The following is a 23,286-nucleotide window of genomic DNA, read 5'->3' as shown; positions in this document are numbered from 1 at the left end:
TTTGTCAACGCGAGGTAGCGCATGACCGCCGACAAGCCGCTGCGGGCCGACGCCCAACGCAACCGCGATGTCCTGATCGCCAAGGCCCGGGAGATCTTCGACGCCGGCGACTTCTTCGACCTGCGCTTCGACGACTTCGCCCGCCTGGCCGGGGTGGGCACCGGCACGCTGTACCGCCACTTCCCCACCCGGGAGGCACTGGCCGAGGCGGTCTACCACGGGGAAGTCGCCGCGCTGTGCGACCGCGCCCGCCAGCTACAAGCCACGCTGCCCGCGGCGGAGGCTTTGGCGACCTTCCTACGCGGCATGGTCGACCACATAGATGCCCACGAGGGCCTGGCCCGGACGCTGGCCACGCTCATGGCCGATCGCTCGGGTACCCTCGCCGAGGGCAGCCGGGCGCTGGAGCAGGCTGTCACCGACCTGGTGGCCGCCGCCGTGCGGGACGACGCCGTTCGCGACGACGTGAGCGCCGGTGCCGTGATGATGGCGCTGCACGGCATCGGCGCGGCCCATGACCGCCCCAGTTGGCGAGCCGAGGCCGACGATGTCATCACCCTCGTGCTGGACGGGCTGCGCCGCCCGCACTCAGCCCAGGCGGCCATCCGTACGCCTTCCAAAGGAGAGGCGCGCGCATGAGGTGCAAACAACGGCACGGCATCAAGACGGGACAACCGGCTCAAGCTCAACCGCAGCGTCGCCGCCCGCCATGACAAGGTGCGACACGAGGTCGCATGCCTCGAGTGACAAGGATCCGGTTAGTGGCACGGCGGCGAAGATGCGGTCCGGGGGTGGTCCCGCGCGGGCTGGAACGCGACGGCTTGGTGACGCGGTCGGTAACCGGTTCGGTGCCGCCTCGCGTCGAGTACCGGCTCACGCCGCTCGGCGAGAGCCTGCTCCCGGTAATGGCGGTGGTGACCGAATGGGCCGAGCGGCACATCGGCGACATCGACGCCGCCCGCACGGCATATGACTCGATCACATCACGCTGATCCGGTTGGGTGCGCGCTCGTGCCGATGACACCGTGCGTAGGACCAAGGTGAGAGACGACAGCTACCGGGCCGCCGGGCCCTACAGCTTGCTGGTGATGGACATTGCCAGTGCCTGGAGTCGTTCCTGGGTCAACGGTTCTGCCGGTGTGCCGGATGACCCGCTCAGGCGGATGCTGTACATCGTGCCGTTCGACCGCTTCGCCGCGCTCAGCACTCCATCTGTGCCGTCAACGGAGTACTCGACCAGATTGCCCAATGCCATGACGAGGAGCGGATCGTGGGGTCCGACGGTCCCTCGGTGGACACCGAGGTCCAGCCGCAGCCGCAATGCCGGATCGGATTGGATCAGGCAGCTGTACATCGTGACGCCGCCGGTCTGCACCCGCGGCTGTTCCACGAGTGTCGGGGCCGGCGCGTCGAACAACGCCGCGAGGCCACGCTCGTCGACGTACCCGCAGGCCGAGTGCACCGCAGCGGGCTTCGGCGACGAGGACGCGTTGTCGTCCACGCGGAGGTTGGCGTAGCACGCAACGCCGAGTACGAACGGCACCAGCACGATGAGGAGTTTCTGCCACCTGGGTCGCGCCGCGTTGCGCTCGCGCTGCGCCGCAAGCCGTTCCGAAAACAGCTCCTTGTCGAACACATTTCCCCCGCGCTGCACGATGAGCCCCGGCCAGGTCGACATCACTATGCAGACGATGCTTCACGTCGTCAACGCAGCATCATGGCCCTGTCCGGGTCGCGGCCGGTCCGGTCAGCATGGGATCGATCGCCGGGTCAGCGGATTGTGGCGATGAGGCGTTGCAGGGCGGCGTGGGCAGGTGGGCCCCAGGTGGGCTGGCCGCCTGGGAGGCCGTGGACGCCGGCGTCGCCGATGAGAATGCCGCCAAGAGCGCGTGCCATCGCCCAGCCTCGGGCGCGGCGCATGGTGGCGGTGTCCGGGGTCGGCTGGTAGGCCGCGTAGAAGTGGTCGGTGGTGTCGTCCGGTAGCAGTTGCCACACGGCGGCGAGGTCACATGCCGGGTCGCCTGCGCAGAGGTCGCCGAAGTCGACCACGCCGCAGAAGGTGCCGTCGGCGGTGAGAACGTTGGCCGGGTGCAGGTCTGCGTGGAGCCATAGCGCCGGGCCCGTCCATTGAGGCGCGGTGACCGCGTCGTGCCAGACGGCGCGGACGGCGTCCGGGTCGTTGATCAGCCCCCGCTCGGTGGCGGAGGCGAGCCCCCTGGCGAATGCCTCGGCCCGGTCGGCCAGTGGCCCGCCGCGGTCCCGGCCTGCGGGCGCGCCGCTGGGGGCGGGTTGGTGAAGAGCCGTCAGGAACGTGGCCAAGGATTCGGCCGCGTCGGAGGCTCGCGTGACGGGGATCCGGTCGGCGGGTGTGCCCGGAACCCAGGTGGTGATGATCCAGGGCCGAGGGAACCGTTCGGAGGGCTCGCCGAATCGCTGCGGGACGGGGATCGGCAGCGGAAGGCGCGGGGCAAGCGTGGGCAGCCAGGAGTACTCCTTGCGCAGCAGCGCGTCCGCGGACCCGGTCGCCCAGGGAAGCCGGACGGCCAAGTCGTCACCGAGCCGCCACAGTTGGTTGTCCCATCCACGCGCGCCTAGCCGAACCGGGCGATCGGCGAGGTCGGGGTGCTGTTCGCGTACCAGATCCCGGACCAGTTCCGCGGTGATCTCGATCTCGACGTGGGTCACGCTGAGCAACGATAGTCGATGCAGCGCCGCCTGTTCACCCGGCAGCGGATCGTCGTCAACTGCGTCCCGGCGGCACCGGGGATACAAGAAGGCGCCTCTCGTGTGCGCGTCAGCCGGTTGGTTCGGTGTGGTACAGGATCTCGATGCGGGACCCGTCGGGGTCGGCGCAGAACACGGCGTAGTACCCGGGGAACGGATACTCGGGATACCGCCGGGGCGGGTGGACGATCGCGCCACCGGCGGCACCGACGGCCCGGTCCACGGCATCGACGACGGCCGTGGCGTCCACGCGCAGGGCGAGGTGCTGCAGTCCGGGCCGCCCGTGCGTGTGCGGTGTCGCGTCGTCGCCCTCGACCGGGTAGACGAGGATCTCCGGGCCGGGTCCGGCCCACACCAGCAGCTCGTCGGAGGTGTGCTCGCGCCGGTAGCCGAGCTCGCCGAGCAGCACGTCGTAGAACGCGCCGCTGCGGGACAGGTCAGCGGCGCTGAGCGCCACGTGGTGGACGGTCACGGTCGTCATACGGCAAGCTTCCCCCGCGGCGGCCGCGGAGGGGCGCCCAGGGGCCCGCCGGATCACGCCGAGTGGGTCGTCTCGTCCCATATGCTTGAGACCGCCGGTGGCGGCGTGCCAGGGTCGATGCATGGGATTCTTCGACCAGTTGCCACCAGAACCATCCGAACCCGAGGCGCCGCCACCGCCGCAGCCGGTGTGGGCGAAACCAGAAGCGGAGCTGCCTGGTGCGGTGGCGGTGGAGCTCCTGGTGGCTCACACCGACGACGCGGCAGTGTCGATCAACGGATTGCGGGCCTTCCGCACCGGGTTCGAGTTCACGCTCAGCGTCATGTTGCGCCAAGAGGACCGGCAGCATCGCCTGCTCGAACCAAGACTGCTGCACTTTCGACAGCCCGGAGAGGCTGTGCCACCGCAGTTCCTCCGTTTCGGTCTGCAGTTCGCGGACGGCAGCGTCGTGTCCAACCTGGGCTGGCATCCGTTCGCCTCAGGTGAGTCGGAGCCGGTCGGGCCGATCCTGCTTGCCGGTAGCGGTGGCGGGGGTGGCCGAAACTACGACATGCGATACTGGGTATGGCCGTTGCCTCCCAGAGGGCCGCTGCTCTTCGTCTGCCAGTGGCCAGCCGTTGGTATCGACGAATCGCGCGTAGAGATCGACGCGGGACTGGTTGTGGAGGCCGCCTCTCGCAGCAGGCAGCTGTGGCCCGAGTGAGCCGCCGCGCCTGAACAGGTCAGGTCGCAGAAGCGGGCGGCCCGGAGTGCTACGGTCTCGATCATGCCCGATGCGTCGCCCCGGTATGAGCGTGCCGGCTTCGGCGGACGGCCGAGGGCCGGTGCCCGGAAGACGCTGATCCTGGGTGCGATGGGTATCGGGGTGCTGGCACCAGCCGTGCCGGTGTTGGTCGGGTCTGTCCGGCTGGTAGCCGTATTGGTAGTGCTGGTTGGTGCCTGGCTTCTGGCGCTCGTGCGGGCCGGGCTTGGGCATCGCCGGTTCCCGGCAGCATTCACGGTCGACGACGAGACGGCGTTTCAGGCGCCCCCGGCGGTGCAGTTCAGCTACTTCGCTGCGGGATGGCCGTTGTGCATCGGGGCCTTCGCGGTCATCATCACCGACCCTGAAATGCCCCGACCGGTCGGCGCATCCGACTGGGCGAGCGTCGCCTTCCTGGCCGTTATGGCGGTCTTCGTCCTGGTCTACGCGACCGTCGTCATCGTCGCCGGTCTGACCGGCCGGCCGTACCTGCGCCTGACCCCGGCCGGGGTCCAGTACGCCAACCTTGCATTCGACCGGTTCATCCCCTGGCAGGCGCTGTGCCCAGACTCGGCCGTGACTGTCAGCCGGTTCACTGTCACGGTGCACCAGGAGCGGCCGGAACTGCTACGCCGGCGTCGCCCCCGCTCCGGCTCGCCCCGGCTGACGTTCTCGGTCGGCTACGTTCGGATTCGCCCTCAGTTCGCTGCCGCCGCGATCCGCTTCTACCTGCAACACCCCGAAGAACGACCCGCCATCGGTACACCAGATGGCTATGCCCGGCTCAACGCCGCCGTGCGGGGAGGGCGGACACGAGCCTGAACATCGTGCGAGTATAGGTTTGCCGGGTGCTGGCCCAGGAACGATTGATCGCGCGGGTCCGAGAGGTCTGCGCTGCCGACGACCGGCTCGACGCGGCATTGATGTACGGCTCGTTCGCCGCCGGCGAAGCCGATGCCTACAGCGATGTGGAATTCTGGCTGTTCTTCGAGTCGCAGTGGCGAGGGCAGGTCGACCCCCGGGCATGGTGCGCGCAGGTCGCGCCGATTCTCCATCTTGTACGCAACGAGTTCGGTACCGACGTTGTGGTCTTCCCTGGGCTGGTGCGCGGCGAGTTCCATTTCGCCACCACGCAGGACATCCCATCGGTGCGGAGCTGGCCCGCCCGCAACGCGGCCACCAATCAGATGATCGTGCTCGATCGCCGCGCACGGTTGCGACAGGCCCTGGAGTCCCTGCCATACCGCGCCCCGCTGCCAGACGGCGGGCACGAAGCGGAGACCCTGTGCGGCCGCTTCGCCAACTGGCTGCTGCTGGCCCACCACGTGGCGAGCCGAGGCGAGACCCTGCGCGCATGGGACGCGATGGGACATGCGCACCGACACTTGCTGTGGATGGCGCGCCTGGTCCTCGACCGGACCCAGCACTGGCTCACTCCGTCGCGTCAGGCGGAGGTGGAGCTGCCGGACGACGTCGTGCTGGAACTTCGTCGTACGACTGCACCGGCCGACCCCGAAGCGGTTCGTCAGGCCCTGCGCGTGGCCTGGCAATGCGGGCGCGGCTACTGGACGGAGCTGGCGCGACGGCACCACATCGGCCTGCCGGAGGACCTGTTCGCCGAGATCGACAACGCGCTGCAGGGCGACCTCAACGACACGGCGCGCCATGCCGCGGACTTCACCTGAGCGCGCTGCGGACGCTCAGCGATAGACGACCGTCACCCGCCGCAGGACGAGGCGGGTGTTCGGGGTGCCCTCGTCCGGGCTGTCCGAAGACGACGGGGTGAGCCCGCCGCGCGCGACGGTGTCGATGACGTCCAGGCCGCGGGTGACGGTGCCGAGCGGGGTGTAGTCGGCGTCGAGGCGGTTGTCGGCGTACGAGACGAAGAACTGGCTACCGCTGGTGCCCGGCTCAGAGGTACGGGCGACGCCGACCGTGCCGCGGCGGTAGATGACCGTCGTGTCCTCCCGCGGCTCGTGCGGTGCCGGGGAGAGCCGCTGGCCCGGCCCGCAAACGACGTCGTTCTGCGCGTTGGCGGAGTCGTCGGGGACGCAGAAGAGCGTTGGCACGGAGGGCGGCCCGGTGGGTGACGGCGGCGGGGAGCCGCCCGGGTACAGGGAGGCGGTGTCCTCCTCGGCGTAGCGGTACGTGGGGCCGCCGGTGCCGTTCCCGCTCGGGTCGCCGCACTGCAGGACGGACAGCCCGCCGCGGGTGAGGCGGTGGCAGGCCGTGCCGTCGAAGAAGCCCCGGCCGGCCAGGTGGGCGAAGCTGGCGACCGCGCAGGGGGTGCGACGGGCGTCCATATCGATCTCGATGACGCCGAGGTCGGTGTCGATGGTCATCACGGCGGTGCGGTTGCGTGGTACGTCCAGCGGCGGGTAGCCGGCGTCGACGAGGTGGTAACGCTGGACGGTGTCCAGGTCGAGCAGGCTCCAGTGGCAGTTGACGGTCGTCGGCGCCGGTGTGGGTGCCGGGGAGAGCCGGCCGGCACGCACCGGCGCCGAGGCGTCGCAGGCGGCCAGTGCGCCAGCCAGCAGGCCGACCAGAAGGAGGCGCCGGATCATAGTGGCATCGTACGGGCCCAGGCCGGCCCCGTGGGGGGCCCGCAACGGGACGAGCACGAACCCCAGGCCGGCAGCCCTCGCGCCCATGGCGTCGGGACTGGGGACTTTCCAGGGTTCGAAGGGTGCCGCCGGCGTGATGCCCTGGTGTGCGGCCGGCGGCGCGATCGGCGCCGGGCCCATCAGGAGGGCGACCATGACCATGCATACCCCCGTCATCTTCATCCACGGGCTATGGCTGCACGCCACGTCGTGGAACTCGTGGATCGCGCTGTTCGAGCAGGCCGGCTACGCGGCTTCGGCGCCCGGCTGGCCAGGTGACCCGGACACGGTCGCGGAGGCGCGCGCCAACCCGGAGAGCATCGCCGACCACGGCATCGACGACGTCGTCGCGCACTACGCGAAGGTCATCCAGGACCTGGACACGAAGCCGATTCTGGTGGGCCACTCGTTCGGCGGCATGATCGCCCAGAAGCTGCTCGGCCAAGACCTCGCCGCGGCCGCGGTGGCGATCGACGCCGCCCAGATCAAGGGTGTGCTGCCGCTACCGCTGTCGGCGCTGCGGGCCACCCTGCCGGTGTTCACAAGATCTTCCGGAAGCTCGACATCACCTCCAGGCGGCAACTCACATGGGCACTCCAAGTGTTGTCGGAGTGATCACTCACGGGTCATCCAGGCTGGTGGCGGGGCGGATCCTTGGATCCGCCCCGCCACCCGTTCAGGACGGCTTCACCGGGTGTCTGGTCCAGTGCAGCCCGTCCGGTGAGACGTACACCGCCGTCCGGTCGCAGAAGATGTATGCGCCGGGGGTGTTGTTTCTGACCGGCCGCACCATGTCGTCGATGCCCGCGAGTCCGGTCACCGGCGCCGGCTTGGTGTAGGCGCCGGTGGTGCCGGCGTACCACTCGGCCGGGTTGTCGACCACCGTCTGCACGACGTGGGTGCCGTCGGCGGCGACGAACGAGTCCGCGCCGTGCTGTACCCATGGCAGCGTGTGCCCGGGGTCGGCCCGCTGCCAGGTCTGCCCGCCGTCGGTGGTGCGGTAGACCAGCAGCCGGCTCGGTCCGTTGTTGGTGACGATCGAGACGACGGCGTACGCGGTCGTGCCGTCGACGGTGGCGACGCCGACGGACTGGTTGTTGATATCCTGCGGGTAGTCCGCTTCGTCCTGGCCGAACACGTGCGTCGACCACGTCCGGCCGTCGTCGCGGCTGACGGAGACCCCGACGCGGTAGGCCTGCGGGACAAACCCGGAGACCCACAGTCCGGCGCCGGTCGGCACCTTGTTGAGGCCGGTCGGGGTGATTGTCGGCGGCTGGTTCGCCAGCTTCTTCTCCGCGCCGGTCTTGACGTCGACCCCGTACACGGCGCACTGCGACATGCCCTGGCTGTCGTCCTCGGGGCATGTCGCCCAGCCGCCGGTCGGTACCGCCGGCGTCGTGCCCGGCGAGGACTTCAGGTCCTGCCAGTTCCGGCCGCCGTCGGTACTGAACCGCCACGCGGAGGATCTGAAGCCGGTGGGGAACAGGGCGCCGATCATGCCGGGCGCCGGCACTTCGAGCATGTCAGGGATGCCGCGCATCCGCTCCGTCCAGGTGTTGCCACCGTCGTCGGAGCCGTACAGCACGTTCGTGCACGAGGCGTAGTCCTCGGAGGCACACTGGATTTGGACCGCGTACAGGTGGTTGAGGTCCGTCGCCCCGGCATCCTGCACCATGCCGTCGCTGTAGAGCCGGCCGTTCGCGGTCGCCGTCGGCAGGGCCGAAGGGCCCGGCGGCGCGGGTGTGGCGCGGTCCGGCCCGCCGGCCGTGACGAGCACCGCCACCGCCGCCACGACCACCGCCGCGCAGCCGCCGACCACCGCGGACAGCCGGTTGCGGACCCGCCGCCGTCGCCACGCCGTCACGTACACCTCGTCGCCGCTGAGCCGGCTCGGCGGCGCCGGGCTCGCCGCGACCTCGTCGAATCGTTCACGCAAGGAAGTCACGAGCACCCCTCCACCATCGTCGCCGGCCGCTGCTCCAGTTCCTCGCCGAGCAGCTCCTTCAACCGGGCGAGTCCACGCGCCGCGTGGCTCTTCACCGTCCCCTCCGAACACCCCATCGCGTCGGCTGTCGCCGCCACGTCGAGGTCGTGGTAGTAGCGACACACGAGCACCGCCCGCTGCCGGGGCGGCAGCTTCCCCAGCGCCGCCGTGAACGCCGTTCGCGCCGCCGACTGCTCCATCGCATCCGGCCCGGCCCGCGTGTCCGGCACCTCGGCGTGCGAAAACTCCCGGCGCCGCCACGCCCGGCGCGCCTCGGACAGGTACGCCCGCATGAGACACGTCCGTACGAACGCATCCAGCGCGCCGTGATCCCTCACCTTGCGCCAGCTCACCGCCAGCCGCATGAACGCGGCCTGTGTCAGGTCGTCGGCCCAGTGCCAGTCCCCGCACAACAGGTATGCGGTCCGGCGTACCACATCCCGCCGCGCCGCGAAGTACTCGCTGAACTGCTGCTGGTCCCCGAACGTATCGCTCGGCATGCACACCTCCTCGCCGGATAGGTGCACACCGGCCCCGCGCCCGGTTTACACGCCCGGCGCGGATCCTTCGGAGGCGGGTGCCCGCACCGGCGCGTGCCGTTCCCCGCCCGGGACGGGCGGGGAACGGTCGGCTCAGCGCGCCGAGACGGTACCGGAGCTGTTGATCATCATGAGCTTGAGCTGGCTGCCGTCCATGTACGTCTGCGCGGGCGTCAGGTATCCGTCGCTGGAGGTGGCGGTGGCCCGCTCGAACGTCTGCTGGAAGTAGGGGATGTAGCCGGTCTCGTTGCGGAAGTTCGTCAGCGTCGCCGTCGACTCCGTCCAGTGGTACATGTTGGTCTGCCACTTCGGGAAGTAGTAGCCGGGCACGTCCGGCTCACCGGGATCCCGCGTCGGGGAGACCAGCCAGTCCTCCACGCCGTCGCCGTCGACGTCGGCGATGTCCCAGAGGAACAGATCCTTGACCGAGACGTGCCGTCGGTTTATGAGGCGTGCTCCAAGGCGTCGAGCACCCGCATCGCCGGCAGCACGTCTGCCACCGTGCAGCGCGGAGCGCGACCCTCGGAAACGGCGGCGAGGAAATCAGCGTCCTGCGCCTCGATCGCCGCGTCCTGGGTGGCGGCCACTCCGGGCGAGTCGATGATGACTCCGTCGTGCCCGTAGAGGCGGCCGCCGTTGATGTGCAGCGTCTGGTCCTCCGCGATCAGCACGTAGTCGCTGACCGGTTCGCGGGAGTGGTACGACAGCGACAGGGTGGCCATGTCGCCGGCCGGGGTGACGAGCACGGCGCCGACGTCCATCGTGCTGCCGCTGGCGGGCCAGGCCGGTCCGCAGCCGCCGTGGACGGTGGCCTCGGTCGCGTCGAGCAGCCACAGTGCCGTGTCCACGAGGTGCGCGCCGTGGTGCCAGAGCACGCTGTCGGTCCAGTCGCGGGCCCGCCCGGTCCAGCCGACGTTGCTCTGCCGCAGCTGCAGCGAGCGCGCGATGACGTGGCGCAGCCGCAGCTCCCCGCGCTCCACCCGGGCGCGCACCTCCAGGTGCGGCGCCCAGAACCGCAGCGTGTGGCCCATCGCCACGTGTCGGCCGGTCTCCGCGGCGACCCGGGCCATCAGCTCGGCCTCCGCCAGCGAGACACCCGCCGGGATCTCGCACAGGACATGCTTGCCGGCCCGCAGCGCGGTGACGGTCAGGGCGGCGTGCACCGGGCTCGGCGCCGCCACCACGACCGCGTCCACGTCGGCGTCGGCCAGCAGCTCGTCGGTGTCCACATAGGAGCGTGCAATGTCGTGTTCGGCCGCGAACTCGGCGTTCTCCTCGGGTTTCGGGCCCGCCACCGCCACGACCCGGCCGCCGGCCGCCCGGATCGCCCGCGCGTGGCAGGCGCCGATCGCGCCCGGACCGAGGATTCCTACGCCCATGAGTCCCTCCCGAGGATCGTGGCCGCGCTACGGCCGAGCACCCGGTCCCGCTCTGCCGGGCCGAGAAATGGCATGTGGTCGGCCACGTGCGCGATGGCGGCGGCGTAGTCGGCGTCGGTGCCGCCGGGCCGGTTCCAGTCGCCGCTCCACATGAGACGGTCCGCGCCGAAGGCGGCGAGGGACATCCGCAGGTACGGCTCGGCGTCGGGGTAGGGGTAGGGGGTGCCGGCGTTGAGGAAGAAGCCCGACCACGATGTCGACGTGTTCGGCCGCTCCGCCAGGCGCAGGAACCGCTGGAATCCGCTGTACGGGGCGGGGTCGTCGGAGAACCGCAGCCAGCCGAGGTGTTCCAGCCTGAAGTGGACGCCCGGGTGCCGGTCCACGACGTCGAGGAAGGTGTCGTCGACGACGTCGGGGAAGGGGCCGGTGACGCTCGCCGTCAGGCCGTTGGCCTCCATCGCCTTCCAGACGTCGCCGCGCACCCGTGCTGGCAGCCGGACCCCGTTGAGGACTCCTCGCCGCGCCAGCTCGTCGATCCGGTGTGGTGCCTGCGGATCGTCGGGGTCGACCAGCCCGATCCCGGTGAACGCCTCGGGGTGCTCCCCGACGACGCGCTCCAGGTAGTCGTTGTCGGCGTTGCCGAGGTACTGCACGAGCACCGCCCGGTCGACGCCGTGGGCGCGCATGGTGTCCAGGTAGTCCTCGACCGGCCGGTACTTGGCGAGCCCGACGTGGACGTGGCAGTCGACGATCCCCACCTCACGCACGTTCGGCCGCCAGGCGCGCGCAGGCCGCGACGAACTCCGCCGAGGTGGCCGTGTAGCCGACGTTCGACTCGATGTACCGGATCGCCAGCAGGTTCGCGAGTTCGCCCTCGCGGGTCTCCGGGTACTCGAAGGTGCGGACGCAGTCGCGCAGCACGATGACGCGGTACCCGCGGTACATCGCCTCGGTGACCGTGTTGCCCAGGCAGATCCGGCTGTCGAAGCCGACCACCACGAGGTTGGCGATGTCGCGGGCCCGCAGCGTGGAGTCCAGCGTGGTCTCGTAGAAGCCGCTGTACATCTGCTTGCGGATCAGCGGCTCCCCGGGCCCGGGCTCGACCACCTTGGAGTAGGCCAGGACGTCGTTGGGTTCCCGCCATGCCTGCAGCACGTCGACGTCGCACGTCCGCATCGAGAGGTTGCGCCACTCGGTGCCCTCCGCGAGGCCGGGCGAGAGGTGGTTGGTGACGTGGACGACCGGCAGGCCGGCCCGCCGGGCGGCGTCGCGGGCCGGCACGATGTGCTCGCGGACGATCTGCCTGATGACCGGGTCGGGCGTGTAGATGCCGGTCCGGCCGTCGCCCGCGTCGCCGTCGTCGTCGAAGCCCTTGCCGTACGCGTCCACGATGAGGAACCCGGTGCGCGCCGGGTCCAGCTCCAGTTGCTCCTCGGCGTGCCCGAGCGGGTTGTCGAAGGATGGGAAGAGCCGGTAGTACCGGCCGGACAGGGTCAGCATCGTTGTCGGCGTCATCGGGTCTCTCCACTGTGCCTGGTCGTCGTGATGAGGGCCTGGGTGCCGCGGTCCCCGCCGAGCGCGTCGGCGACCGCGAGGCACAGCGCGTGCACCTGGGTCGTTCCCGGCAGTTCGCGAGCGTCGTCGACCTCGTCCAGGACGAGCTGGAGATCCTTCGCGAGGTGGGCCACCTTGAACCCGGGCTCCAGATCGTCGGCGGCGAGGCGGGCCCAGGCGAAGTCGAGCAACGGCGAACCGGCGACCCCGACCCGGACGGATTCCAGCACCTGCCGGGGATCCAGCTCGGCGGCCTCGGCCACCGCGAACGCCTCGCAGACGCCCTGCGTCACGTTGGCCACCAGAACCTGGTTGACGAGCTTGGCCGCCTGGCCGCTGCCGGCCGGTCCGTGGTGCACCACGGTCGTGCCGAGCGCCTCGAACAGGGGCCGCACGCGCGCGAGCGCGCCGGCGTCGCCGCCCACGAAGATCGACAGCGTGCCGTTGCGCGCCCCGGCCGGCCCCCCGCTCACCGGGGCGTCCAGGAGCGCGGCGATCGGCCCGGCGGCGGCCTGCTCGGCCAGGCGGCGGGCCAGCGCCGGTGATGAGGTGGACATGTCGATCGCGACCGTACCGGCCGCGGCGGCGGCAAGGATCCCGTCCGGATCCTGGTACGCCGCCGCCACGTCGGCGGGGTACGACAGCATCGTGACGATCACATCCTGGTCCCGCGCCGCCTCGGCGATCGAGCCGGCCCACCCGGCGCCCAGGTCGAGCAACGGTTCCGCCTTGGCGCGGGTCCGGTTGTGCACGCTCACCCGGTGCCCTGCCTCGATCAGGCGGGCGGCCATCGGCGCGCCCATCAGGCCCGTGCCGATCCAGCCGATCCTCATGCCGGTCCTCCCGCTCTTCCCGCGACGGTGTCGGCGACCTCGGGCGTGCCGTCCGGCGGCACGTCCGCGAAGTGGCAGGCGGCAAGAACACCGCCGCCGGTGACCGGCCGCAGCGGCGGCCGCTCCTGCGTGCATCGCGACGGCTGGCCCAGCTCACGCCACAGCTTGCAGCGCGGGGCGAAGTGGCAGCCGGTCGTGACCGGACCGGAGTCGGAGATCTCGCCCCGGATCACTTCACGGGTGAAGCCGCCGCCGGGGCGGAATGCCGGTATCGACCCGACCAGGGCCCGCGTGTACGGGTGCGCCGGGTGCTCCAGCAACGTCCGCCGTGGCCCGATCTCGACCAGCCGGCCGAGGTACAGCACGGCGATGCGTTCGCACAGGAAGTACACGGCGCGCAGGTCGTGGCTGATGAACAGCATCGAGAGGCCGAGCTCCCGGCGCAGGTCGGCGAAGAGGTTCAGCACCTGCGCCTGCACGGAGACATCCAGTGCGGACACGGGCTCGTCGGCCACCACGAGGGCGGGTTCGAGGGAGAGCGCCCGGGCGATGCCGATGCGCTGTCGCTGCCCGCCGCTGAACTGCTGCGGGTAGCGGTCGAGCATGTCCGGGCTGAGCCCTACGCGCCGCATGAGGTTGGCGATGCGCGAGTCGAGCTCGGGGCCCGAGGCGAGGCCGTGGATCCGGTACGGGTCGGTGAGGACCGACCGCACGGTACGGCGGGGATTGAAGGCACCCTGGGTGTTCTGGAAGATCATCTGGACATCGCGGCGGTATGCCAGCAGCTGCCGGCCCGAGAGCCCGCGCACGTCCTGCCCGCGCAGTTCCACGCGGCCGGAGGTCGGCTCCTCGAGCCGGACGATGAGCCGGCCGATCGTCGTCTTGCCGGATCCGCTCTCCCCGACGAGACCCAGCGCCTCGCCGGGGAACACGTCGAAGGAGACGTCGTCGACCGCCCGCACCGCCTGCCGGGAGCCGCCGATGCCGCGCCCGTGGAAGTCCTTCACCAGTCCGCGTACGGACAGCAGCGCTTCGGTCATGATGCCTCCCCGGCGGCCTGACCAGACCCGCCGAACTGCCCGGATCCGCTGAAGTGGCACCGGCTGCGCCGGCCGTCGGCGAGCGTCACGAGCGGCGGCGCCACCGCGGTGCACTCCTGCGGGTTGTCCATCGAGGCACGCAGCGCGCACCGCTCGGCGAACCGGCAGCCGGCCGGCCAGGCGCGCGGATCCGGTGGCGAACCGGGAATCGTGGTGAGCCGCTGCGGTGGCTCGCCGCCGAGGGGCGGCACGGCGGCCAGCAGCGCCCGGGTGTACGGGTGGGCCGGCGCGGTGCACACGTCGACGACGCGACCCGACTCGACGATCTGGCCGGCGTACATGACGAGCACCCGGTCGCAGATCTCGGCGACCGTGGTCATGTCGTGCGTGACGAACAGGATGCTCGTGCCCGACTGCTCCCGCACGTCCAGCAGCAGCCGCAGGATCTGCGCCTGGATCGTGACGTCCAGCGCGGTGGTCGGCTCGTCGGCGATGAGCAGATCCGGCCCGAGCTGGACGCCCATCGCGACCGCGACCCGCTGCTGCATCCCGCCGGACAGCTCGTGCGGGTAGCGCCGCACCTGCTCCTCGGTGCGGGGCAGGCCGACCCGGCCGAGGATGTCGAGGATCCGGCCGCGCCGTTCGGCACGCGGCAGGTCGGGCAGGTGCGCGCAGAGCCCCTCCCCCACCTGCGCGCCGATGCGGGCCACCGGATTGAGCGCCGCCCCGGCGTCCGACGGGATCAGCGCCATCTGCCGGCCGCGCAGGCTCGCCAGCTCGCGCTTGCCGGCGTCACGCAGTTCCCTGCCGCGCAGGCGCACCGAGCCGGCGACGATGCGGCCCGGCCGGGGTACGAGGCCCAGCAGCGCGAGCATCGTCACGCTCTTGCCGCTGCCGGATTCGCCGACCATGCCGACGATCTCGCCCGGCCGTACGTCGAGGTCCACCCCGTCGACCGCGCGTGCGACGTCGCCGCCCAGGGAGAACTCCACCGTCAGGCCGCTGACCTCGAGGACGGCCGCGGCGTCGGCGGCGCTCACGACACTCTCCGCGCGTCGAGCCGATCGCGCAGCGCGTCGGACAGGAGGTTGATGGCGAACACCGCGACCACGATGGGCACGCCGGCGACCAGCGCCAGCTCGGGATGGGACAGCATGAACTCCCGGCTCTCCGCGAGCCGCGAGCCCCACGACGCCTGCGGCGGCTGCACGCCCAGCCCGAGGAAGCCCAGGGCCGCCTCGTCGAGGATGGCGAACCCGAGCAGCACGGTGGTCTGCACCAGCACCAGCGGTACCAGGCCGGTCAGGATGTCGGTGCGGATCACACGCAGCCGGGAGGCGCCGAGCACGCGGGCCGCGTCGACGTACGGCCGGGACCGGATGCCCACCACGGCCGAGCGGATGAGCCGGGTGTAGAACGGCCAGTAGGAAAGCCCGAGCGCGAGGACGGTCGTGGTCAGCGAGGCGCCGAAGAGCCCGACCACGCCGATCGCCACCAGCAGCGAGGGGATCGCGAAGAACAGGTCGACCACCCGGGTCACCACCAAGTCCAGCCAGCCGCCCAGGAATCCGGTCAGCACGCCGAGCGGGATCGCGATGGCCGAGCCGATGGCGACCGCGCCGAGCGCGATCAACGCGGTCGCCCTCGCGCCGGAGGCGATCCGGCTGGCGACGTCGCGGCCCAGCTCGTCGGTGCCCAGCCAGTGCGCCGCGCTCGGGCCGGCGAAGCGGTGGTCGATGTCGATGGCGTACGGATCCTGGCCGACCAGCCACGGCCCGATCGCGATCGTGAGGAGCACCAGGAGACCGAGCGTGGCGCCGACGATCGTCAGCAGTGACGCACGGCGGCGCACCGGCACCCGGGGTTGCGAGACGAGAACGGCGGCCGGAGCGCTCATGTCAGCCTGACCCGGGGATCCAGCAGGCCCTGTGCCAGCTCGCCGGCCAGGTTGACCACGATGAACAGGGCGCCGTAGATGAGCACGAGCGCCTGCACCATCGCGTAGTCCCGTTCGGTCACCGCGCCGACCACCAACCGCCCCATGCCCGGCCAGTTGAACAGCGCCTCCACCACGATCGAGCCGGCCATCAGCGAGGCGATCGTCAGCCCGAGCGCGGCGACCAGCGAGGGCAGCGCGTTGCGCAACACGTATCCGATGGAGATTCTCCTTTGCGCGAGACCCTTCGCGCGGGCGAACGGGACGAACGGCTCCTGAGCGACCTCGACCACTGCGGATCTGGTCAGCCGGGCCAGGTATGGGCTGATCGCGAGGCCCAGCGTCAACGCGGGCAGCACGGTCAGCCGCATGCTCTGCGCCGCGTCGTCGGCGAAGGGCACGTAGCCCTGCGAGGGCACCAGGTGCAGCTTCAGCGCGAGCAGCATCATGAGGAGCGTGCCGAGGAAGAAGGCCGGTACCGCGAGCCCGAACAGCGTCGCGGACGTGATCATCGAGTCGAGCCGGGAGCCGGGGCGCATTCCGGCGGCGACACCGGCCGGGATCGCGATCAGCAGCGTCACCACCAGCCCGGCCCCGGCCAGTTGCAGCGTGGCCGGGATGCGATCCACGATGATCGTGCTGATCGGGATCTGCGAGCGGAACGAGACGCCGAGGTCGCCGTGCACCATGCCGGCCAGCCAGTCGCCGTACTGGCTCAGCAGCGGGCGGTCCAGCCCGAACCGCTCGCGCAGCTGGGCGACCACCGTGGGGTTGCTGTTCACACCGAGCATCGCGGTGATCGGGTCGCCCGGAATCAGGCGGACGTAGACGAACGAGAGCACGGAGAGTCCGAACAGCAGCGGAACCGCGAGCAGCATCCTTCGTAACGCGTACCGGAGCATCGCCCCCTCCTCCCAGGGATCGGTGGTGGCCGTCGCCGGTCACCACCGATCCGTCACGAGACCGATCAACCGACGCTGGCGCGCACCAGGCTGTAGGAGTCGTCGTCCAGCGGCGCGGTGAAGTCCTTCACCCGCTTGCTGACCGCGACCTGCGGCCACTGGTAGCCGACGACCAGCATCGGTAGTTCGTCAGCCTGCCACTGCTCAAGATCTTTGAAAATGGTCTTGGCGTCGTCGGTGCTGCCGGCGCCGAGGGCGCGATCGATCTTCGCGTCGATCGCCGGGTCGGCGAGGTGGGTGGTCAGCGCGGTGAGCGAACCACCGGAGTGGAACCAGTTCTGGTACAGGTCGGCCGCCCCGCCGGCGCCGGCTCCGCCGTGGTACATGGTGAACTTGCCCTTGGCCACGTCGCCCCAGTACGCCGCCGGGTCGTACTTGTCCGGGGTCACCTCGATGCCGATGTCCTTGAGGTTCTGCTGCAGGACCTGGACGTGACACCCGGCGGCCGGCCAGTTGGACTCGTAGGGCACGTCGACCTTGAACGGCGTTCCGTCGGCGACCCCTGGCACGCCCTGGGCCGTGCGGACACCACCGGCGCCTTCCTTCCAGCCGGCGGCGTCCAGCAGGGCCTTGGCCTTGCTGATGGCGTCCGCGCGGCTCGCCGTCTTGTACGTGTTGATCTCGATGTAGTTCGGGTCCCAGGGGCGCAGGATGTTGCCGTAGGTGACCCCGCCGGTGCCCGACCAGCACGCGGTCTGCCGTCCTTCCCGGTCCACCGCGTAGGCGACGGCCTGGCGCACGCTCTTGTCCGAGAACGGGGCCTTGGTGCGGTCCCAGCCCCAGAACAGCGGGGCGAGCGTGTCGGACTGGAGCACCTGCAGCGATCCGCCGCTCTTCTTGAGGCGCTCGGCGTCGGTGTAGCCGATGTTCGCGATGTCGCCCGAGCCGGACTCGATCGCGGCGGCGTGCCCGGACTGGTCCTCCGAGAACGTGTACCGAATCTTGGTGATCTTCGGCGGCGTCGGGTAGTGCGTGTTGATCTCGAAGATCGCGCTGCCCTTCGGGATGTAGGACGTGAGCTTCCACGGCCCGGAGGTCACGGTCGGCGAGGTGAAGTAGTCCGCCTTCGCCTCGACCGCCTTCTTCGACAGGATCGCCGCGCTGCCCGGCCGGCTGACCGTCTCCGGGAAGATCCGCGACGGCGCCGACAGGGTGAACTTCACCGTCTTCGTGTCCACCACGTCGACCGTGGTCAGGGTGGACAGCAGACCCTTCATCACGTCGCCGGTCTTCATCCGCTCGAAGGAGAACTTGACGTCCTCCGCCGTGACCGGGGACCCGTCGCTGAAGCCTGCGTTGCCCTTCAGCGTGAACGTGTATGTGGTGTTGTCCGGGGACGACTCCCACTTCTCCGCGAGCGCGCCGACCAGCTTGCCGGTGGCGTCACGCTCGGTGAGCGTCTCGTACATCATCGCCATCGGGATACGCGAGGCATCGGCGGCGGCGACATTGGGGTCGAGCCCTTGGCTGGGCTCGGGTTGCAACATGGTGATCTCGGTGCCGGCGTTGCCACTGCCGGATTCGGAGCCGCCGCAGCCGGCCAGTGCAGCCGCGCCGGCCAGCACGAACACCGCGACAAACGCTGTCGTGTGCCGCATCCCGCCTCCCTTGGAGTGCCACTTGTAAGCGCAGAGACTAGGTCGAGAGGTAGGGCCGGTCAAGTCCCTTGACATAGGTCATAGGTGCTACCGTTCGCATCGCCGGGTCGGTGCGCCGACCCGGTCGCGCCAACCCGCTGCCACCGAGAGGACGGTCATGCAACCCACCACCTGGAGCGGGATCTTCCCCGCCGCACTGACGATGTTCGACGCTCACGGTCGGCTCGACGAGGAGGCCACCGCCGCGCACCTGGACTGGCTGGTCGGACAGGGTGCGCACGGCGTGGTCGTCGCCGGCACGAGCGGCGAGTTCGTGTCGCTGTCCGGCCGGGAACGCCGCCGGCTCTTCGAGGTCGCGGTGAAGGCGGTCGCCGGCCGGGTGCCGGTGATCGCCGGTACGGGCGCGTTCGGCACCGCCGAGACCGTCGAGCTGACCCGGGCGGCCGGCGAGGCGGGCGCGTCCGGGGCGATCGTGATCCTGCCGTACTACCAGCGACCGCACCGCGACGAGGTGCTCGCCCACTTCCGGGCGGTCGGCCAGGCGGCCGGCATCCCGGTGATGGTCTACAACAATCCGGCCAACTCCGGCACCGAGCCGCTGTCCGCCACCGACATCGCGATGCTGTACCAGGAGGGTGCCGCGCACGCGGTGAAGAGCACGTTCCCGACCGTGCACCAGGTCCACGAGGTGCGGGCGGCCACCGACGACGGCTTCCGCACGTTCTACGGCAGCTTCATGGCCCCGCTGGAGGGCATGGCCGGCGGCGCGCACGGCTGGGTCAGCGGGATCCTCAACGTCGCCACCCCGGACGCGGTCGCGATGTGGGACGCCGTGCAGCGCGGGGACCTGCCCGCCGCGCGGGAGGCGTGGGCGCGCATCCTGCCGATCAAGTACCTCTACACGCGGCAGCCGCTCGGCCCGGTCAGCGACCTGGCGATCTACCGGGAGATGCTGGACATGCGGGGCCTGCGGGGCGGCTACAGCCGCGCGCCGCTGCAGCCGCTGACCGCCGCCCAGCGGGAGACCCTGGCCGGCCTGCTCGCCGGGCGCTGAGCCCCGGGTGGCCGCGCCGCCCCGTGGCGGCGCGGCCAGCCGTCGCGGTGCGGGCCGGCCCCCTGGCGGTCAGGGGGTCGCGCCGGGGCCGCGCAGGGCACGCCCCGGCGTCGCGCCGGTGAGCTCGCCTCCGTCGAGCACCAGCCGGCCGTTGACCACGACATAGGACATCCCCTGCGCCAGCTCGCGCGGGCGTTCGAAACTGGCCGGCGCGTGCACGGCCTGCGGGTCGAAGACCACCAGGTCCGCCTTCATGCCGTCGCGCAACAGGCCGCGGTCCGGCAGCCCGAGCCGCTGCGCCGGGAACGAGGTCATCTTGCGGATCGCCTCGGGCAGCGACAGCAGCCGCTCCTCCCGGACGAAGTCGCCCAGGACCCGCGCGAAGCACCCGTACGCGCGGGGGCTCGGATACGCGCCGATCAGCACCGCGTCGCTGGCGATCATGCCGAGCGGATGGCAGACGAACTTCCACAGCGTCATCGCGTGCGGGCTGGGCCTGGTGAACGTGGCGCCCGGGTTGGCGGCCGCCAGCTCGCACAGGGTCTCGGTGAGGTCCCCACCGAGTTCGGTGACCACCTCGGCGAGGTTCCTGCCCTCGAACCGCAGGTGGGCGGCGTCGCTCAGGTTGCCCAGCCGGACGTCGGCGAACGGCCGGCTCACCACGTACTGCCGCACCGCGGCACTGTCGAGCAGCTCCGCGCGCAGCCGGTCGCGCAGCGCCCGGTCGGTGAGCCGCTCCTGCAACAGCTCCGGCCCGTCCGACTGCAGCCAGCCCGGCAGCAGCCGCACCAGCCGCGTGCCTCCCCACTCGTACGGGTACGTGTCGAACGTGACGTCGAGCCCGTCCGCGCGCGCGTCGTCCACCAGGTCGAGCATCCGCTGCGCGCCGCCCGTGTAGGAGGCCCGCGACGAGCGCGAGAAGTGCGTCAGCTGGACCGGGAGCCCGGCCCGCCGCCCGATCTCCAGCGCCTCCTTGAAGGGATCGAGGTAGGTGTCGCCCAGCGCGTACCGGACGTGCGTGTGGTAGATCCCGCCGAAGCGCGCCGCCTCCTGCGCGAGCGCCACCAGCTCGTCGGTGTCCGCGTGGCCGCCCGGCGGGTAGTCCAGCCCCGTCGACAGGCCCAGCGCGCCGTCGCGCATCGCGTCGCGCACGATGCCGCGCATCCGGTCCAGCGCGGCCGCGTCCGCGGGGTCGCCCGACCAGCCCACCGCGCTGATCCGCGCCGGCGTGTTGCCGACGAAGACGCCGACGTTGACCGCGGTACTGCCGTCGTAGCGCTCCAGCAGGTCGGCCACGGATCGCCAGGAATAGTCGATGTCCGGCTGACCGGCGATACCGGCGTTGAGCCGGACGAACCGCATCAGGTCGGCCGGGTCCTCGAAGGGCGCATAGGACAGACCGTCCACGCCCAGGATCTCGGTCGTCACCCCCTGGCGCACCTTCATCTCGAGCATCGGGTCGACCATCAGCACCAGGTCCGAGTGCGAGTGCGCGTCGATGAAGCCGGGCGCCACCACCTGGCCGCGGGCGTCGATCCGGCGATCCGCGGGCACGTGCGACACGTCGCCGCGCAACACGTACACACGGTCGCCGCAGACCCCGACGGCCGCCTGGAAGCCGGGATTGCCCGACCCGTCGACGACCAGCCCGGAGTGGATGATCAGCTGGTACGGCGCGCTCATCGGGTTCCCCCCTGGTCGAGTTCGGGCTTGAACGGGTGCTTGACGATCTCCTCGACGCGCAGCCGCGGCCCGAGCCCGGGCGCCTCGGTCACCACCCATTCGCCGTTCTCCACCCGGGGCGGGTCCTCGGTGTACCGCTCCCAGTACTGCAGCTGGCTCGGCGTGATCATCGACTCGGAGATCAGCAGGTTGGGCAGCGTCGCGGCGAGTTGCCAGGTGGCCGCGCTCTGCAACGGCCCGAACGGGTTGTGGAACGCGATCGACAGCCCGTGGACCTCCGCGCACGTGGCGATCTTGCGGGCCGCGGTGATACCTCCGCAGATCCCCACGTCGGGCTGCACGACGGCGACCGAGTGCGCGCCGATGAACGGCGCCGAGGCGAGGTGGTTGCCCCAGCGCTCGCCGGCCGCGATCGGGGTGGACGAGCGGCGGCTCACCTCGAGCATCGAGTCGACCCGGTCGGCCGGCACCGGCTCCTCGATGAAGGTCAGGTTGTACGGCGCGAGCGCCTCGCACAGCCGGATGGCGTTGGCCACGTTGAGCCGGCCGTGGCAGTCGAGCATCAGGTGGATGTCCGGGCCGACCGCCTCCCGGGTCGCCGCGAAGTACTCCGCGATCAGGTCGAACGTCCAGGTGGGCAGCAGCTCCGTCTCGGTCTGCCGGGCCGGGATGAGCGCCGGGCGCTCGTGCTTGACGCTGGTCACCTTCTCGTAGAAGCCGGGCAACGTGGTCTTCACCGCACGAAAGCCGCGATCCACCCGGTCCTTGACCTCGGCAGCCATCGCCTCCGGCGAGCCGCCGGCCTTCGCATGCGTGTAGACCGGCACCCGGTCGCGGAACTTCCCGCCGAGCAGCCGGTGCACGGGGACACCCAGCGCGCGGCCGTTGAGGTCCCACAGCGCCTGGTCGATCGCGCTGATCCCGATCGTGAGCAGGGTGCCGCCGAGGAACGCGTCGCGGTACATGCGCTCGGCGTGTTGCTCGATCCGGGTCGGGTCGCGTCCGACCAGGTATTCCGACAGCTCCTCGATCAGGGCCGACACCGACCTGGTACGCCGCCGCATCGCCACCTCGGCCTCGCCCACCACGCCCTCGTCGGTCTCGATCCGCAGGTAGATGGCGTTGTAGAACCCGAAGTCGGCGATCCACTGACGGACACCGGTGACACGCATTGTTCCTCCCTCTGTTCCGCACACCGGCGGACAGACAAACTAAACCACAGTTCGGCCCTAGGTCATACCTCACGTTTCATTGTCATTACAGTGGCCGCTACGCTGTTCCCCGAGGCGCCCGATCTGACGGGGTGATCAACCAGGCAGACCGGCGAGCAGACCGGCCGAGCAGACCGGCAGGGCCGGACGACGTGGGAAGGGGTGACCGGCGTGGCCATCGGGTCGTCGGCACGGCAAGAGCAGTGGCGGCATACCCGGGTACCGCTCGGGGCGCAGATCGCGGATCAGATCCGGGACCTCATCAAGACCGAGGGGTTGACCGACGGCGATCCCCTGCCCTCCGAGTCCGACCTCGCCGACCGCTACGGGGTCAGCCAGCGAGTGGTGCGCGACGCGCTGCGCACGCTCACCAACCAGGGCATCGTCAAGACCCATCAGGGCAAGCGGGCCACGGTCAGCGGACTGCGGCCGGTCGCCGTCGAGGACTACTTCCGGCTCGCGGTCGACGCCAACCAGGAGGCCATCGACGAGCTGCTCGAGCTGCGGCTGGCGATGGAGACCAAGGCGGCCGGGCTCGCCGCCATCCGGGCGACGGCCGAGGAGATCGCCGAGCTGCGCAAGATCATGACGCAGCTCATCGAGGCCGAGGACGACCTGACCCGCCGGGTCGAGCTCGACATGGCGTTCCACGACGCGATCGCACGCGCCTCGCGCAACCGGTTCTTCAAGGCGATCCTGGACGCGCTCGCCGAGGCACTCACCGCCGAGCGGCACCGCGGCGGGCAGCTCACCGAGGCGGCCGGCCTGACCCACGCCGAGACGAACACCCAGCACCAGGCGCTGCTGCTGGCCTTGGAGGCGCGCGACCCCCAGCTCGCCGAGCAGTGCATGCGGGCGATCCTGGAGCGCGCCCGGCACTACTTCCGGGATCTGGACAGCGGCGCCACCGCTCCCTAACCTCTGTCTGAGGACGGCAACTTCTGTCTTAAGACAACGTTGGGG

General features: G+C 70.8%; 26 protein-coding genes. 8 read left to right on the top strand and 18 right to left on the bottom strand.

The window, feature by feature from the left end; genetic code table 11:
* Nucleotides 1-21: 21 nt before the first annotated feature.
* Entirely contained in the window at nucleotides 22-639 is a 618-nt protein-coding gene (locus ACGFI8_RS41555) for a TetR/AcrR family transcriptional regulator (RefSeq protein WP_392813164.1), read from the top strand.
* Between the two features lie 152 nt (nucleotides 640-791).
* Nucleotides 792-992: a winged helix-turn-helix transcriptional regulator gene (locus ACGFI8_RS41550; RefSeq protein ID WP_392813162.1), complete on the top strand. Its 201-nt coding sequence runs from the start codon at nucleotides 792-794 to the stop codon at nucleotides 990-992.
* Between the two features lie 80 nt (nucleotides 993-1,072).
* Here ACGFI8_RS41550 and ACGFI8_RS41545 read toward each other — a convergent pair whose 3' ends face one another.
* The 3 genes from ACGFI8_RS41545 to ACGFI8_RS41535 all read right to left on the bottom strand — a co-directional run bounded on the left by ACGFI8_RS41545 (nucleotide 1,073) and on the right by ACGFI8_RS41535 (nucleotide 3,205).
* Nucleotides 1,073-1,681, bottom strand: coding sequence for a hypothetical protein (locus tag ACGFI8_RS41545; protein WP_392813161.1), 609 nt, complete (start codon nucleotides 1,679-1,681; stop codon nucleotides 1,073-1,075).
* 89 nt (nucleotides 1,682-1,770) lie between these two features.
* Nucleotides 1,771-2,685, bottom strand: coding sequence for an aminoglycoside phosphotransferase family protein (locus ACGFI8_RS41540; RefSeq protein ID WP_392813160.1), 915 nt, complete (start codon nucleotides 2,683-2,685; stop codon nucleotides 1,771-1,773).
* 109 nt (nucleotides 2,686-2,794) lie between these two features.
* On the bottom strand, nucleotides 2,795-3,205 hold the full coding sequence (locus tag ACGFI8_RS41535) for a VOC family protein (RefSeq protein ID WP_392813158.1): 411 nt from the start codon (nucleotides 3,203-3,205) through the stop codon (nucleotides 2,795-2,797).
* A 121-nt stretch (nucleotides 3,206-3,326) separates the two neighbouring features.
* On the opposite strand from ACGFI8_RS41535, the gene ACGFI8_RS41530 reads away from it, so the two are divergent.
* The 3 genes from ACGFI8_RS41530 (at nucleotide 3,327) to ACGFI8_RS41520 (ending at nucleotide 5,632) form a co-directional block, all read left to right on the top strand.
* Nucleotides 3,327-3,908 carry a hypothetical protein gene (locus ACGFI8_RS41530; RefSeq protein ID WP_392813157.1) on the top strand — a complete coding sequence of 194 codons (582 nt, stop codon included), beginning with the start codon at nucleotides 3,327-3,329 and terminating at the stop codon, nucleotides 3,906-3,908.
* 63 nt (nucleotides 3,909-3,971) lie between these two features.
* Nucleotides 3,972-4,769 carry a hypothetical protein gene (locus ACGFI8_RS41525; protein WP_392813156.1) on the top strand — a complete coding sequence of 266 codons (798 nt, stop codon included), beginning with the start codon at nucleotides 3,972-3,974 and terminating at the stop codon, nucleotides 4,767-4,769.
* A 26-nt stretch (nucleotides 4,770-4,795) separates the two neighbouring features.
* Complete coding sequence (locus tag ACGFI8_RS41520) at nucleotides 4,796-5,632, top strand: hypothetical protein (protein WP_392813155.1); 837 nt, start codon at nucleotides 4,796-4,798, stop codon at nucleotides 5,630-5,632.
* 15 nt (nucleotides 5,633-5,647) lie between these two features.
* Here the strand turns inward: ACGFI8_RS41520 and ACGFI8_RS41515 are convergent, their stop codons facing one another.
* Entirely contained in the window at nucleotides 5,648-6,511 is an 864-nt protein-coding gene (locus ACGFI8_RS41515) for a peptidylprolyl isomerase (RefSeq protein ID WP_392813153.1), read from the bottom strand.
* Nucleotides 6,512-6,704: 193 nt separating this feature from the next.
* On the opposite strand from ACGFI8_RS41515, the gene ACGFI8_RS41510 reads away from it, so the two are divergent.
* The gene (locus ACGFI8_RS41510; RefSeq protein ID WP_392813152.1) at nucleotides 6,705-7,274 is read left to right on the top strand and encodes an alpha/beta hydrolase; all 570 of its coding nucleotides are present in this window, start codon (nucleotides 6,705-6,707) and stop codon (nucleotides 7,272-7,274) included.
* Here ACGFI8_RS41510 and ACGFI8_RS41505 read toward each other — a convergent pair.
* The 12 genes from ACGFI8_RS41505 to ACGFI8_RS41450 all read right to left on the bottom strand — a co-directional run bounded on the left by ACGFI8_RS41505 (nucleotide 7,227) and on the right by ACGFI8_RS41450 (nucleotide 18,375).
* A complete protein-coding gene (locus ACGFI8_RS41505; protein ID WP_392813151.1) occupies nucleotides 7,227-8,495 on the bottom strand; it encodes a hypothetical protein in 1,269 nt (422 codons plus the stop codon). The genes ACGFI8_RS41510 and ACGFI8_RS41505 overlap by 48 nt on opposite strands.
* The gene (locus ACGFI8_RS41500; protein ID WP_392813150.1) at nucleotides 8,492-9,034 is read right to left on the bottom strand and encodes a SigE family RNA polymerase sigma factor; all 543 of its coding nucleotides are present in this window, start codon (nucleotides 9,032-9,034) and stop codon (nucleotides 8,492-8,494) included. The genes ACGFI8_RS41505 and ACGFI8_RS41500 overlap by 4 nt, the downstream gene beginning before the upstream one ends.
* 132 nt (nucleotides 9,035-9,166) lie before the next feature.
* Complete coding sequence (locus ACGFI8_RS41495; RefSeq protein ID WP_392813148.1) at nucleotides 9,167-9,451, bottom strand: hypothetical protein; 285 nt, start codon at nucleotides 9,449-9,451, stop codon at nucleotides 9,167-9,169.
* A 65-nt stretch (nucleotides 9,452-9,516) separates the two neighbouring features.
* Nucleotides 9,517-10,452 (bottom strand): Gfo/Idh/MocA family protein, encoded by a 936-nt coding sequence (locus ACGFI8_RS41490; RefSeq protein ID WP_392813146.1) that lies wholly within the window; start codon nucleotides 10,450-10,452, stop codon nucleotides 9,517-9,519.
* Entirely contained in the window at nucleotides 10,443-11,210 is a 768-nt protein-coding gene (locus ACGFI8_RS41485; RefSeq protein ID WP_392813145.1) for an amidohydrolase family protein, read from the bottom strand. The genes ACGFI8_RS41490 and ACGFI8_RS41485 overlap by 10 nt, the downstream gene beginning before the upstream one ends.
* 1 nt (nucleotide 11,211) lies before the next feature.
* A complete protein-coding gene (locus tag ACGFI8_RS41480) occupies nucleotides 11,212-11,967 on the bottom strand; it encodes a cysteine hydrolase family protein (RefSeq protein WP_392813143.1) in 756 nt (251 codons plus the stop codon).
* Complete coding sequence (locus ACGFI8_RS41475; RefSeq protein WP_392813141.1) at nucleotides 11,964-12,839, bottom strand: NAD(P)-dependent oxidoreductase; 876 nt, start codon at nucleotides 12,837-12,839, stop codon at nucleotides 11,964-11,966. The genes ACGFI8_RS41480 and ACGFI8_RS41475 overlap by 4 nt, the downstream gene beginning before the upstream one ends.
* Nucleotides 12,836-13,879 carry an ABC transporter ATP-binding protein gene (locus ACGFI8_RS41470; protein WP_392813140.1) on the bottom strand — a complete coding sequence of 348 codons (1,044 nt, stop codon included), beginning with the start codon at nucleotides 13,877-13,879 and terminating at the stop codon, nucleotides 12,836-12,838. The genes ACGFI8_RS41475 and ACGFI8_RS41470 overlap by 4 nt, the downstream gene beginning before the upstream one ends.
* Nucleotides 13,876-14,919, bottom strand: coding sequence for an ABC transporter ATP-binding protein (locus ACGFI8_RS41465; protein ID WP_392813139.1), 1,044 nt, complete (start codon nucleotides 14,917-14,919; stop codon nucleotides 13,876-13,878). The genes ACGFI8_RS41470 and ACGFI8_RS41465 overlap by 4 nt, the downstream gene beginning before the upstream one ends.
* On the bottom strand, nucleotides 14,916-15,776 hold the full coding sequence (locus ACGFI8_RS41460; RefSeq protein ID WP_392813138.1) for an ABC transporter permease: 861 nt from the start codon (nucleotides 15,774-15,776) through the stop codon (nucleotides 14,916-14,918). Before ACGFI8_RS41460 ends, ACGFI8_RS41465 begins: the two co-directional genes overlap by 4 nt.
* On the bottom strand, nucleotides 15,773-16,717 hold the full coding sequence (locus tag ACGFI8_RS41455) for an ABC transporter permease (RefSeq protein WP_392813137.1): 945 nt from the start codon (nucleotides 16,715-16,717) through the stop codon (nucleotides 15,773-15,775). Before ACGFI8_RS41455 ends, ACGFI8_RS41460 begins: the two co-directional genes overlap by 4 nt.
* Nucleotides 16,718-16,782: 65 nt before the next feature.
* Nucleotides 16,783-18,375, bottom strand: a complete 1,593-nt coding sequence (locus ACGFI8_RS41450) for an ABC transporter substrate-binding protein (protein WP_392813135.1) — start codon at nucleotides 18,373-18,375, stop codon at nucleotides 16,783-16,785.
* A 157-nt stretch (nucleotides 18,376-18,532) separates the two neighbouring features.
* Between ACGFI8_RS41450 and ACGFI8_RS41445 the strand changes: the two genes are divergently transcribed.
* Nucleotides 18,533-19,429 (top strand): dihydrodipicolinate synthase family protein, encoded by an 897-nt coding sequence (locus tag ACGFI8_RS41445; RefSeq protein WP_392813134.1) that lies wholly within the window; start codon nucleotides 18,533-18,535, stop codon nucleotides 19,427-19,429.
* A gap of 69 nt (nucleotides 19,430-19,498) precedes the next feature.
* On the opposite strand, the gene ACGFI8_RS41440 is transcribed toward ACGFI8_RS41445, so the two are convergent.
* Nucleotides 19,499-21,112, bottom strand: a complete 1,614-nt coding sequence (locus ACGFI8_RS41440; RefSeq protein ID WP_392813132.1) for an amidohydrolase family protein — start codon at nucleotides 21,110-21,112, stop codon at nucleotides 19,499-19,501.
* On the bottom strand, nucleotides 21,109-22,284 hold the full coding sequence (locus ACGFI8_RS41435) for a mandelate racemase/muconate lactonizing enzyme family protein (RefSeq protein WP_392813131.1): 1,176 nt from the start codon (nucleotides 22,282-22,284) through the stop codon (nucleotides 21,109-21,111). Before ACGFI8_RS41435 ends, ACGFI8_RS41440 begins: the two co-directional genes overlap by 4 nt.
* Before the next feature lie 210 nt (nucleotides 22,285-22,494).
* Between ACGFI8_RS41435 and ACGFI8_RS41430 the strand changes: the two genes are divergently transcribed.
* On the top strand, nucleotides 22,495-23,241 hold the full coding sequence (locus ACGFI8_RS41430; RefSeq protein ID WP_392813130.1) for a FadR/GntR family transcriptional regulator: 747 nt from the start codon (nucleotides 22,495-22,497) through the stop codon (nucleotides 23,239-23,241).
* The last annotated feature ends 45 nt before the right edge of the window (nucleotides 23,242-23,286 follow it).

The sequence above is a fragment of the Dactylosporangium sp. NPDC048998 genome, from assembly GCF_043197855.1.
Taxonomy (GTDB): domain Bacteria; phylum Actinomycetota; class Actinomycetes; order Mycobacteriales; family Micromonosporaceae; genus Dactylosporangium.
Note: the sequence above shows the minus strand (reverse complement) of the source record. Positions and strands in the feature narration are given on the sequence as shown.